The 10,989-nt window shown below is 69.5% G+C and carries 12 protein-coding genes; 7 read left to right on the top strand and 5 right to left on the bottom strand.

Going from position 1 to position 10,989, the window contains the following annotated elements:
* The coding region (gene efeB, locus BN11_RS17205) for an iron uptake transporter deferrochelatase/peroxidase subunit (protein WP_048699551.1) at positions 1-1,219 on the top strand (1,219 nt) is incomplete at its 5' end.
* A gap of 55 nt (positions 1,220-1,274) precedes the next feature.
* On the opposite strand, the gene BN11_RS17200 is transcribed toward efeB, so the two are convergent.
* The 3 genes from BN11_RS17200 to BN11_RS17190 all read right to left on the bottom strand — a co-directional run bounded on the left by BN11_RS17200 (position 1,275) and on the right by BN11_RS17190 (position 3,816).
* A complete protein-coding gene (locus tag BN11_RS17200) occupies positions 1,275-2,279 on the bottom strand; it encodes a 1-acyl-sn-glycerol-3-phosphate acyltransferase (protein ID WP_083433844.1) in 1,005 nt (334 codons plus the stop codon).
* Positions 2,280-2,294: 15 nt separating this feature from the next.
* Positions 2,295-3,128 (bottom strand): patatin-like phospholipase family protein, encoded by an 834-nt coding sequence (locus BN11_RS17195; RefSeq protein ID WP_048699549.1) that lies wholly within the window; start codon positions 3,126-3,128, stop codon positions 2,295-2,297.
* 64 nt (positions 3,129-3,192) lie between these two features.
* The gene (locus tag BN11_RS17190) at positions 3,193-3,816 is read right to left on the bottom strand and encodes an FAD-dependent oxidoreductase (protein ID WP_162213274.1); all 624 of its coding nucleotides are present in this window, start codon (positions 3,814-3,816) and stop codon (positions 3,193-3,195) included.
* Positions 3,817-4,019: 203 nt separating this feature from the next.
* On the opposite strand from BN11_RS17190, the gene BN11_RS17185 reads away from it, so the two are divergent.
* Positions 4,020-5,048, top strand: a complete 1,029-nt coding sequence (locus tag BN11_RS17185) for a GNAT family N-acetyltransferase (protein WP_157044244.1) — start codon at positions 4,020-4,022, stop codon at positions 5,046-5,048.
* A 121-nt stretch (positions 5,049-5,169) separates the two neighbouring features.
* Here the strand turns inward: BN11_RS17185 and BN11_RS21410 are convergent, their stop codons facing one another.
* A complete protein-coding gene (locus BN11_RS21410) occupies positions 5,170-5,631 on the bottom strand; it encodes an HNH endonuclease signature motif containing protein (protein WP_235435526.1) in 462 nt (153 codons plus the stop codon).
* On the opposite strand from BN11_RS21410, the gene BN11_RS25375 reads away from it, so the two are divergent.
* Positions 5,584-5,730, top strand: coding sequence for an RCC1-like domain-containing protein (locus BN11_RS25375; RefSeq protein ID WP_235435525.1), 147 nt, complete (start codon positions 5,584-5,586; stop codon positions 5,728-5,730). The two genes, BN11_RS21410 and BN11_RS25375, sit on opposite strands and share 48 nt — an antisense overlap.
* Before the next feature lie 83 nt (positions 5,731-5,813).
* The gene (gene zwf / locus BN11_RS17175; RefSeq protein ID WP_048699546.1) at positions 5,814-7,241 is read left to right on the top strand and encodes a glucose-6-phosphate dehydrogenase; all 1,428 of its coding nucleotides are present in this window, start codon (positions 5,814-5,816) and stop codon (positions 7,239-7,241) included.
* A gap of 49 nt (positions 7,242-7,290) precedes the next feature.
* Here the strand turns inward: zwf and BN11_RS17170 are convergent, their stop codons facing one another.
* On the bottom strand, positions 7,291-8,457 hold the full coding sequence (locus tag BN11_RS17170) for a diacylglycerol/lipid kinase family protein (RefSeq protein WP_048699545.1): 1,167 nt from the start codon (positions 8,455-8,457) through the stop codon (positions 7,291-7,293).
* Positions 8,458-8,531: 74 nt separating this feature from the next.
* On the opposite strand from BN11_RS17170, the gene BN11_RS17165 reads away from it, so the two are divergent.
* From BN11_RS17165 to BN11_RS17155, 3 genes are all read left to right on the top strand, one after another.
* A complete protein-coding gene (locus BN11_RS17165; protein ID WP_048699544.1) occupies positions 8,532-9,098 on the top strand; it encodes a DinB family protein in 567 nt (188 codons plus the stop codon).
* A gap of 5 nt (positions 9,099-9,103) precedes the next feature.
* Complete coding sequence (locus BN11_RS17160) at positions 9,104-9,760, top strand: LysE family translocator (RefSeq protein ID WP_048699543.1); 657 nt, start codon at positions 9,104-9,106, stop codon at positions 9,758-9,760.
* A gap of 21 nt (positions 9,761-9,781) precedes the next feature.
* Positions 9,782-10,989, top strand: a 1,208-nt coding sequence (locus BN11_RS17155) for a glycosyltransferase (RefSeq protein WP_053084161.1), incomplete at its 3' end; no start/stop codon positions are given.

Here is a 10,989-nt window from a genome sequence, read left to right as displayed (position 1 = left end):
GGCCGGGGCGCTGTATGCCGCCAACCGCGCCGACGCGGCGACGTCGCCGGGGCAGGCGAGCACGCCGCATACCGCACGTCCTCGCGGGGGCGACCCCATCGCCTTCCGCGGCGCCCACCAGGCGGGCATCACCACGCCGGCTCAGGACCGCATGCACTTCGTCGCCCTCGACGTGACGACCGAGTCCGCGGACGAGTTGCGCGAGATGCTCACCGCATGGACGCGTGCGGCCGAACGGATGACCTACGGCGCCGAGGCAGCGCCGGGCGGTGCCGTGGGGTTGGGGCCGTATGGCGTGCCCACCGACACGGGTGAGGCGCTCGACCTGCCGCCCTCGAACCTGACGATCACGATCGGTTATGGGCCAACCCTTTTCGAGCGTTTCGGCCTCGAGGCACGGCGGCCGGACGCCCTGGAAGAGTTGCCGGGTTTCATGGGCGACGACCTCGATCCTGCGACCTCGGGCGGCGACATCTGCATCCAGGCCTGCGCCGACGACCCGCAGGTCGCCGTGCACGCCGTGCGCAACCTGATCCGCCTCGGCTTTGGCGTCGTGTCGGTGCGATGGAGCCAATTGGGTTTCGGCAGAACGAGTTCGACGTCATCGAGCCAGGCGACGCCGCGGAATCTGTTCGGGTTCAAGGACGGCACCGCCAACATCATGGCCGAGGACACCGCGGCGCTCGATGAGCACGTGTGGGTCGCGCCGTCCGATGTGTCCGGCGAGGCGGCGTGGATGGCCGGCGGGTCCTATCTCGTCGCGCGGCGCATCCGGATGCACATCGAGGTCTGGGATCGGACCAATCTCCAAGAACAGCAAGACATTTTCGGCCGCGGCAAGCTCAAGGGCGAGCCGCTGGGTGGCACGGACGAGTTCGAGACGATCGACTTCGCGGCCAAGCGCATGGATGGCGAGCCCGCCATCCCGATGGTCGCGCACGTGCGGCTGGCCCACTCCAGCAACCTCGGCGGAGTGCGGATCCTTCGGAGGGGCTACAACTTCACGGACGGCTCCGACGGTCAAGGCCACTTGAACGCCGGCCTCTTCTTCATCGCGTTCATGCGGGACGCCCACAAGCAGTTCGTCCCGATGCAGCGCGCCCTCGCCGCCAAGGACGTGCTCAACGAATACATCGAGCACACCGGCTCCGCCCTCTTCGCTTGCCCGCCCGGCCTCGGCCCGGACGAGGACTGGGGCACCCAGCTCTTCGGTCGCTAAGTCCGACGTTTGACGAGTCAGGACCCGCCAAACGTCGGACTTTGCGAGGAGGCCCTCATTCGCCCTGCCGCTCGACCCAGGCGTCGATCTCGGCCCAGCGCGCAGACAGCCAGGACTCGATCGCGGCGGGTTCGTGAGGGACCGTCTCGGCGGGGTAGGTCCAGGTGTGCACGAGGAAGGGCCGCTCGAACGGGATCGCGGCATAGATCTCCCGTGCCCCGGTCAGCCGGCCCATGCCGGCATGCGCGACGATCATGACGTCAGCGTCGGGTCGCGCCGACAAGGTCGCGATGGCCCCTTTGGTCTTGGGCGGCAACACATTCCGCAAACGCTCGGCCTGTCGGGCCCGGGCGTGCTGACCTGCTTCCCGCAGTCGGGTGATCAGGAGGCCGCGGCGCGACGGCGTCCAGTTCTCCCCCTCGGGAAAGAGCAGCAGGGCATCCTTGCGCGCGAGCGAATCGGCGAGGCGGCGCACCCCGGCCAGTCGGTCGTCACCCGCTCCGGACGCGGAGGGGACGAAGGAGGAGCCCAGCCGGGTGAGGATGAGGTCGATGCCGGGGTCCCAGCGCAAGGCGTCGGCCAGGACGATGCGGGGCAGCCGGCCGCCGGTGCGCGAGAGCAGCCAGGCGACCGCGAGGGAGTCGGCCGGTCCGGCATGGCGGGCAAAGGCGATCAGCGGCTTGCCCGGGTCGCCGAGGTCCATGACGTCGTCGAGCCGCACCTCGAATCCGACCCACTTGCGCCCCAACGCCATCGCCTTGTCCAGGACGTCGGAGAGCAACTGCTCGTGGTCGGGATACCAGGAGGGCGACGCGCCGCGCGGGTCGGCCAGCCGCAGCCGCCAGCAGCCGATCAGCAGTTGCACGTCGAGCCAGACGACCAGGATGAGCAGGCTGGTCGCGCGGAAGAGCCGCGCGCGGCGATCCACGACCGACGCCAGCGCACCGGCCACGAGAACGGGCAGCCCCAGGATCGTGATCGTGAGAGCGAGGAGCGGCCACACGACACGCAAGGCGCGGCGCACCAGCACCGGCGGCGGCTGGATCGACCGCATACCCATGTCCCCCAACCCCTTTCAGTCTGGCTCGACCGGATCGCCGGCCAGATAGGCGGTGCTGGCGGCATACGCCTGCTCGATCCGTTCGGCGACCCGGCGCCCGCGCGCCTGGCTCAGCGATACCGTCGGTGCCGAGGAGGTCCCGCTCGGAAGCACATGCACGGCAACGGATTCGGGGATGCGCGTGAGTTCCTCGACGTAGCGATGCCGGCGCGAGATCTCGAAGGCCACGGTCGCGACGTCCCACGGCGCGCGGGGCACCGCGAGGGGCTGTTCGACGCGGCCGACCTGGAGCACATAGACGCACGTCGCGCCGAGTTCGAGGGCGCGCCCGATGGGAATCGAGTGGACGAGACCCCCGTCGAGATAGTGGGCGCCGTCGATGCGCACAGGCGGGAACAGCCCCGGCACCGAGCACGACGCGAGCACTGCCGGCGCGATCGGCCCTGCGTCGAACCACGCCGCGCTGCTGTCCTCGATCCGCGCGGCCACGCACTGGAACGGAACGGCCAGGTCCTCGAACTCGTGCACCGGCAGGTAGCGATCGATGAGCGTCGCGAGCGGGGCGTGGGTGAGCAGGTGGGTGACATTGCGCGCGATCTTGGCCGCCTTGCGCACCGGCCGCTCCCACAACACGCCCTCGCGCACCACCTCCTCCCACACCGACGCCAGCCGTTCGGCGCCCCAGACGGTCGGGTCGGAGGCGATGAAGGCGCCGTTGAGGGCGCCGATGCTGGTGCCGACCACCAGGTCGGGTGTGATGCCGGCCTCCGCGAGGGCGCGCATCATGCCGACCTGGGACGCCCCGAGCACGCCGCCGCCGCCGAGGACGAAGGCGGTCCGCTCGGTCATCACCCCAGCCTAGTTTCGTCCCGCCGGACCGGCGCGCATTCTCACCCGGCGGGGGGCCGCCGACTCAGTGACATGGCCAGCGCCGCGAGTTTGTCGACGCGATCCGGACACCGAGCCGCTCCAGTGCTGGGAGGAGGTGCCGCCTCCCCGAATCGGAGTAGCTGGTGCCGACCGGGATGGGGTCGGCGAGAGTGAGGCGCAGGTCGGGGCGCGCATACGCGATGTCACTCGCCACCTCGACACCGGTCAGCCCGGCGCCCGCCACCGCGACGCTTGCGCCCGGGGGGAGACCGGCGACGGCGGCGTGGTTCGTCTCCGCCCACTCCAACCCGCCTGGCCCGGCGCCGCTGCCGGTGGCGACGACGATGTGGTCGCCTCTGACCGTCTCGCCGGTCGCCAGTTCGACGGTGCGCGAGCGGATTCGGGCTGCCGGGGCGATGACGAGGCGCACGCGCGGGCGGACCGCCTTTTCCAGCGGGATCTGGGCGGCCTCGGGGGTCCTGATACCGGCGATGACCTCGTGCAGCCGGATCCGGTCCACGAAGCTGTCGCGGTCGTTGACGAGCGTGACCTGGTGGCCTTTGGCGGCGGCTCGATTGGCCGCCAACACACCCGCGTAGCCTGCCCCGACGATGACGATGTGAGTGTTCTTGTCTTCGTGAGTGTTCTTGTCTTCGTGACTGTTCATGCCCATGTGACAGAGCAACTGCGCCGAGTGTGACATCGCCCTGCGATCGGGCAGCGGATCAGGCCGAGGTCGGGTCCCGAGATCAGGCATATGTGGACCTCACCCGCCGCGACCACCCCGGGCGGCCCGGGGCCTTGTTGCGTGATCCGTCGCGACTCAGAAAAGCGCTTGCGCGGAACTCCCGGCGTCGTCACCCTTTGGAGGTGAGCGAGCCAGCCTTTCCGATGCGCACCGATCGCCTCGTCCTGCGCTTCGTCGCCGACGAGGACATCGCGCCGCTGACGGCATACCGGAACGACCCTCAGGTGGCGGCGCTCCAGGACTGGGATCTCCCCTATTCCGAGGAGAAGGCGCGCGCGCTCGTGGCCAAGCATGAGGGGCTAACCGATCTCGTGGCCGGGCGCGGTCATCAGATCGCCATCGTCCGGGACGGCCAACTCGTCGGGGACGCCTATGTCGGGATCGACGAGCACGGGGGAGTCGCCGACATCGGGTTCAGTCTGATCCCCGCCGCCCAAGGCCAGGGCATCGCTCACGAGGCCACGACCGCCCTCATCGATCACGTCATCGAGCGGCACGGCGTGCACCGGATCACAGCGGAGCTGTCGACGCAGAACCTGGCCTCGGCCCGGCTGTTGGAGCGGCTCGGTCTCACCTTCGAATCCTTGACGCGCCAGTCGTTCTGGTGGCGAGGGGTCTGGGACGACAACCTCTACTACTCGATGACGGCCGACGAACGGCGGGCTTGGCGCGACCGCCCGACCGGACCGCCCGCGGATGTCCGGCTGGTCCCGATCACCGACGACAACCGCTGGGCCTATTCGCGGCTGCGCGTGCATCGCTCGCAGGAGCGCTTCGTGGCGAGCGTGCAGGATTCGTATGCCGACGCCTTCTTCCACGGCGACCGTCACGGCCTCCCGCTCATCCCGGAACTGCGCGGAATCGAGGCCGACGGGGAGCCGGTCGGCTTCGTCATGTATTCCGAGGCCACGCCTTACCTTTGGCGGTTCCTGATCGACCGGCGTCACCAGGGGCGCGGGACCGGGCGCCGGGCGCTAAGTCAGTGGATCGACGGAATGCGGACCAACGGGCATACCGAGATCGAGACCAGTTGGGTGGAGGGCAAGGGCAGCCCGGCGCCGTTCTATCGGGCGCTCGGTTTCGAGCCGACAGGCGAGTTCGACGAGGGAGAAACGCTGGCCCTGCTCAGGCTCGGGCCAACGCCACGGTGAACAACGCCACGATGGGCAACGCAACGGTGACCAACGCCGTCGTGAACGCGTGCAGTCCCTCGCCTCCCTCGGACGGCTGCGGCGAGACGCGTCACTGCGGATTCCGGGCGAGCTGGATCAACTATGCAGTGTCGTTGCGGCGGTAGGTGATCCAGCCGTAGTCGGCGCGTTCGCCGAGTGGTGGAGTGTAGGAACCCGCGTCGGTCGGTCGGCCGCGACCAGGGTCGTCGGCTTCGGGCGGCGTCGCGTGGATGGCCCACCCCCCGCGGGCAGCGAACGTGAACGGTATGACCGCGTTGTGGCTCGCCGCGATGGTGAAGACTCCGGCGTGGTGGGCATCGTGGTGGTGCGGGCACAGGCAGATCAGGTTGTCGTAGTCCGTGCCTCCGCCGTCCTCCCAATGCTGGAGGTGGTGGATCTCCACGAATCGGGTCGCGGTGCAGCCGGGGTAGGCGCAGCCGCGGTCGCGGTCCTGGGACTCACGTCCGACGGCCGCGTCCGGGCTGCCGGCGACGATACCTGCGGCCAATGCGACGTGGCCGCGTGGACGGACATCGTCGCGATTGCGGCGGGGTCTCGGCACACCGTCGGCATCCGGCCGGATGGCACGGCGATCGCCGCAGGATGCAATGACGACGGGCAGTGCGATGTCGGGACGTGGGCCGGCCTGCGCCCAGGTTGACCTTCCCCTTCATCAGCGGCGTGCACCGAGATCGGGCGGGCTATCCGTGGCGCCCTCGGCCCCGCAGGCGCCAAGATGAACGCATGGCTGCTCCGCTTACCGTCATCCTGTTCGGTGCCACCGGCGATCTGTCCAAGCGCAAGCTCATCCCCGGGATGCTCCATCTCTTCCAGAGCCGGCTGCTCGACGACGTGCGCGTCGTCGGCACCTCGCTCGACGACATCAGCTTGGAGGAGTTCCGCGACCTGGCCTTGACTGCCATCAAGGAGCACAGCACCCGCAGCCTCAACGACGAGGACTGGAATGCCTTCGCCCAACGCTTGGACTATGTGCCGCTCTCCGCAGGCCCGGAGGCCCTGCGTGCCGCGGTGCTGCGCTCGGAGGAACTCCTGCCCGGTGACAACGAGCTGCGGGTGCACTATCTCTCCGTCCCCCCCAAGGCCGCGCTCGCGGCGGTGTCGACGATCGCCGCGGCGGGGCTCGTCGAGCGCTCGCGCATCATCATGGAGAAGCCGTTCGGCATCGACCACGCGTCCTCGGTCAAGCTCAACGCTCAACTGCACGAGGTGTTCGACGAGTCCCAGATCTTCCGGATCGACCACTTCCTCGGCAAGGAAGCGGCGCAGAACATCCTGGCCTTCCGCTTCGCCAACGGGCTCTTCGAGCCGATCTGGCACCGCAACCACATCGACCACATCCAGATCGATGTGCCCGAGACGCTCGGCCTGACCCAGCGGGGCGACTTCTACGAGTCGACCGGCGCCTATCGCGACATGGTCGTCACCCACCTGTTCCAGGTGCTCGCCTTCACGGCGATGGAGCCACCCACCGCGTTGGAGCCAGCGGCGATCAACCGGGAGAAGACGAAGGTCTTCCGATCCATGCTGCCGATCGAACCGACCAATGTCGTGCGCGGGCAGTATGTCGGCTACAAGGACGAGCCCGGTGTCAAGCCCGAATCCGAGACCGAGACCTTCGTCGCCTTGAAGTGCTATGTCGACAACTGGCGCTGGGCGGGCGTCCCCTTCTATCTGCGCACCGGCAAGCGCATGGCCCAGGGGGCGCGCATCATCTCCATCGCGTTCAAGGAGCCGCCGCGCTCGATGTTCCCGGCGGGCTCCGGCGTCGGTGACCACGGCCCCGATCACTTGACCTTCGACCTGTCCGACCAGCCGAAGATGTCGCTGTCCTTCTACGGCAAACACCCGGGTCCCGGTTATCGCCTCGACAAGCTGTCCATGCAGTTCTCGATGGAGGAGACCAGCTGGGCCGGGGCGGTCCTCGAGGCCTACGAACGCCTCATCTACGACGCTGCCCGCGGTGACAGCACCCTGTTCACCTCCGCGACCGGGGTCGAGCGCCTATGGGAGATCAGCAACCCGCTCATCGAGAACCCGCCGATCGTGCGGCCATACGACCAAGGGTCCTGGGGTCCGAACCAGATCCACCAGCTGATCGCCCCGTTCAGCTGGCGCCTGCCCTTCGAACGCAAGTGGCGCGACGGCACCTGACGACTGGGTCTCGAGTTTGAACCGGGCGGGGTGGATCCGGGACCAGCCCTCACCCGGCCGGGCCGGGTTCGCCCAACGCTGCCACGCGCACCAGGAGGGCCTTGGCCACGATGCGAGCCGTGAGCCGTGTCGTCTCGCCGATCACGTCTCCGTCCAATTGCACTGCCTGTGCCTTGTCGGTGGCGATGACGACCTCGGTGGCCGTATGCCGTTGCAGGCGCTCCGTGCGATTCGACCGGTGCTGGGTCAGCACCCGCGCGGTCACATCGACCCATCCCGGAAAACCCTTGGGGGACAGGACGACAACGTCGAGGACACCGTCATCGATGCGCGCGTCGGGCATCAGGTTGATGCCGCCCGTGATCCGTCCGCAGTTGCCGATGAGCACCGTCGACGCCGTGACACTCCGGGCCGGACCACCATCGACGGACACGTCGGCGCGAATGCGGGTGCCGAGGAAGTTCTTCAAACCCGTTGCCGCGTATGCCGTCCAGCCCAGTTTTGCCTTGGACTCCTCGCTGGTCTCAGACATGATCGTGGCGTCCAAGCCGACGCCCGCCATCACCAGGAACGCGTGCTGCGCCACCGCGTCCGCCGCCTCCGTCGAGTCGCCCGCTCCCTGGCCGCCGGCTTCCTGCTCGCCGGGATGAGGGGCTGGGGAAGGCGGAGGAGCGAGGGCCGCATACGCGACGTCCACCGCCCGGTTCCGGCCGGCGCAGGCGACGCGGAACGCCTCGCCGATATCCGTCAGCGGCAACTCGAGATTGCGGGCGAGCAGGTTCCCGGTGCCGCCGGGCAGCAGACCCATCGGCGTCGAGGTGCCCGCCAGCACGCTCGCGACAACGCGCACGGTGCCGTCGCCACCGAGGGAGCAGATCAGGTCGACCCCCGCATCGAGGGCGCTGCGGGCCTGCCCATAGCCGGGATCTTCGCGGGTGGTCTCCAGGATCAGCGGCTGGTCCCAATCGAGTTCTGCCGCAACGGAACCGAGCGCCGACCGCACAGGCGTCAGCGTGGTGAACTTGGTTGGGTTGACGATGACGGCGGCGCGTTTGCGGCGCGGCGGTGTCGTCGCGGCGCCACGAAAGGCGTCGCGGTGCGGGCGGGGTTTCGCGTGACGTCCCGGTCGTCCGTTGAGTGCCAGCACGATCGCGACGGCCAAGAGCGTCACGTTGAGTGCCACCGCGGCAGCGAGCATCAGGGCGTTGGGCACCATCCGAAACTATCGTGGCCGTGCTCCGGCGTGAAATGCCCTACGCCGAACGGGCCGACATACGTCACCATGACCCCATGCCCGACCCGACGAGCCAGACGCCTCCCACCCCCGCGCCCGACGCGAAGGACTGGACGTGGGTCATCGAGCAGCCCTGCCCCGACTGCGGCTTCGCCGGGGCCCTGATCGCGCCCGGCGAGTTCGCGATCCGCATCGCCGCCGCGACCGCGCCCTGGCAGGAGGTGCTCCGGCGTTCCGACGTCCGCGACCGCCCTGCCCCGACGACGTGGAGTCCGCTCGAATACAGCTGCCATGTCCGGGACGTCTGCCGCATCTTCGACGAGCGCACCCGGCTGATGCTCACCGAGATCGACCCCGGATTCGCCAACTGGGATCAGGACGCGACAGCACTCGAGGAGCGCTACTGGGAGCAGGATCCCGGCCAGGTCGCGGCCGACCTCGCCACCGCGGCAACCCAGTTGAGCCGGACGTATGCCGCCGTCCCCGCAGATGCGTGGGGGCGCACCGGGCGCCGCAGCAATGGGTCCGTTTTCACGGTGACGACCCTGGGGCGCTACCTGCTGCACGATCTGGTCCACCATCTCTGGGATGTCGGTGCCGCGCCGCTCGCCAGGGAGAAGTGATCCGTATGCCGCCCGCCCACTTGTGGTTCAGCTTCCTGATCGCGGGGCTGGTCCTGTGCCTGATCCCCGGGCCCAGCCTGTTGTTCACCATCGGCCGGGCGTTGGCTGAAGGCCGGCGCACCGCGCTGCTGTCCGTCCTCGGCAACGGCTTGGGCATCCTGACCCAGATCCTCGCCATCGCCGTCGGCCTGGGGCCCCTGGTGGCGAGGAGCGGGGCGCTCTACACCACCCTCAAACTCGCGGGTGCGGCATACCTGGTCTATCTCGGGGTGCAGACCATCCGGCATCGTCGCGACGCCGAGGCCGCGCTCGCGATCCTCGATGCGCCCCGGCGTCCGGCGCACCACGCGGTGCGGGACGGATTCGTCGTGGGCGTGACCAATCCTAAGACCACCGTCTTCTTCATCGCCTTGTTGCCGAGCTTCGTCGACCCGGCCGGTGCACCTGTGCCGCTGCAGATGGCCGTCCTCGGCGTCACCTTCTTCCTGATCGGCATCACGTGCGACGGCCTCGTGGCCACCGCCGCCGGCACCGCCCGGCAATGGTTCGCCCGCAGCCCCCACCGGATGCGCCAGCTGAGCGCCGCGGGCGGGGTGATGATGATCGGCCTCGCGCTCGCGCTGGCCCTGACCGGCCGTCCAGGTGAGGCCCACGCCCGCTGACGCTCGTGGTAAGCATGGGGCATGGAGCCGCCCGGAGCGTTGCGCGTCGTCTTCGTCTCGATGCACACCTCGCCCGTCGCCGACCCTGGTTCCGGTGATGTCGGGGGCATGAACGTCGTGGAGTCCGCCCTCGCGGACGCGCTCGCCGATCGCGGACACCAGGTCGAGATGATCACCCGGCGAGCCGACACCGAATCCCCGGACATCCGCGAGTTGCGACCCGGCGTCACCCTGCGGCAGGTGTCCGCTGGACCGCCAACGCCCTTGCCCAAGAGCGTTATCGACGACCACATCGACGAATTCGCGGCTGGCCTGCGCGCTGTGGCGCGGCCGGACATCGTCCACTCCCATCACTGGATGTCCGGCGTCGCCGCCCTGGCCTGGGCACGCGAGATGGGAGTCCCGCACGTGCAGAGCTTCCACTCGGTGGCCGCGCCACCGAACCGCCCGCTCTCCGACGGAGAACCACCCGAGAGCCCGCGGCGCGTCGACGGCGAACGGGTCGTGGCGAGGCTCTCGGACACCATCGTCGCCATCAGCGTGGCCGAGGCCCGCACCGTCGTCGACCGGTGCGGCGCCGACCCCGACCGGGTCGTCATCGTGCGTCCCGGCGTCGACCTCGACCTCTTCCACCCCGCCGACACCCGAACCCCCGACGCCAACCCCACCGAAGGCAACGGTGCAGCGAGCGCGGGAGCCACGGGTGACAACGGCTACGTCATGTTCATCGCCCGCCTGCAACCGCTCAAGGGCCCCGACCTGGCCCTGCGCGCCCTGAGCCACATCGAACAGTGGCAGCGCCCACACCTGCTCGTCACCGGCGACGTCTCGGAGGACTTCGCGGAGTATGCCGCGGAGCTTCACGCGTTGGTCCGTCGGCTGGGTCTCTCCGACTTCGTGACCTTCACCGGGGCCGTCGACCGGCCCCGCCTGGCACAGCTGCTCCGGGACGCAGAACTGTTGCTCGTGCCGTCCCACTCCGAGACGTTCGGGTTGGTCGCCCTCGAGGCGGCGGCCTCCGGCGTTCCCGTGCTCGCCGCCGCGGCCGGCGGGCTGCGCGAGGCGGTGGCTCACCAGGAGACCGGGCAGCTCATCGACAGCCGCGAACCGGAGGACTGGGGTCGCGCCATGCGCCACGTCCTGCATACCCCCGGCCTGCGCGCGTCGATGGGACGGGCGGCCCGCATCCACGCCCGTCGCTTCGAGTGGCGGGGGGGGGGGGGGGGGGG

This window comes from Nostocoides australiense Ben110, from assembly GCF_001050535.1.
Taxonomy (GTDB): domain Bacteria; phylum Actinomycetota; class Actinomycetes; order Actinomycetales; family Dermatophilaceae; genus Nostocoides_A; species Nostocoides_A australiense.
Note: the sequence above shows the minus strand (reverse complement) of the source record. Positions and strands in the feature narration are given on the sequence as shown.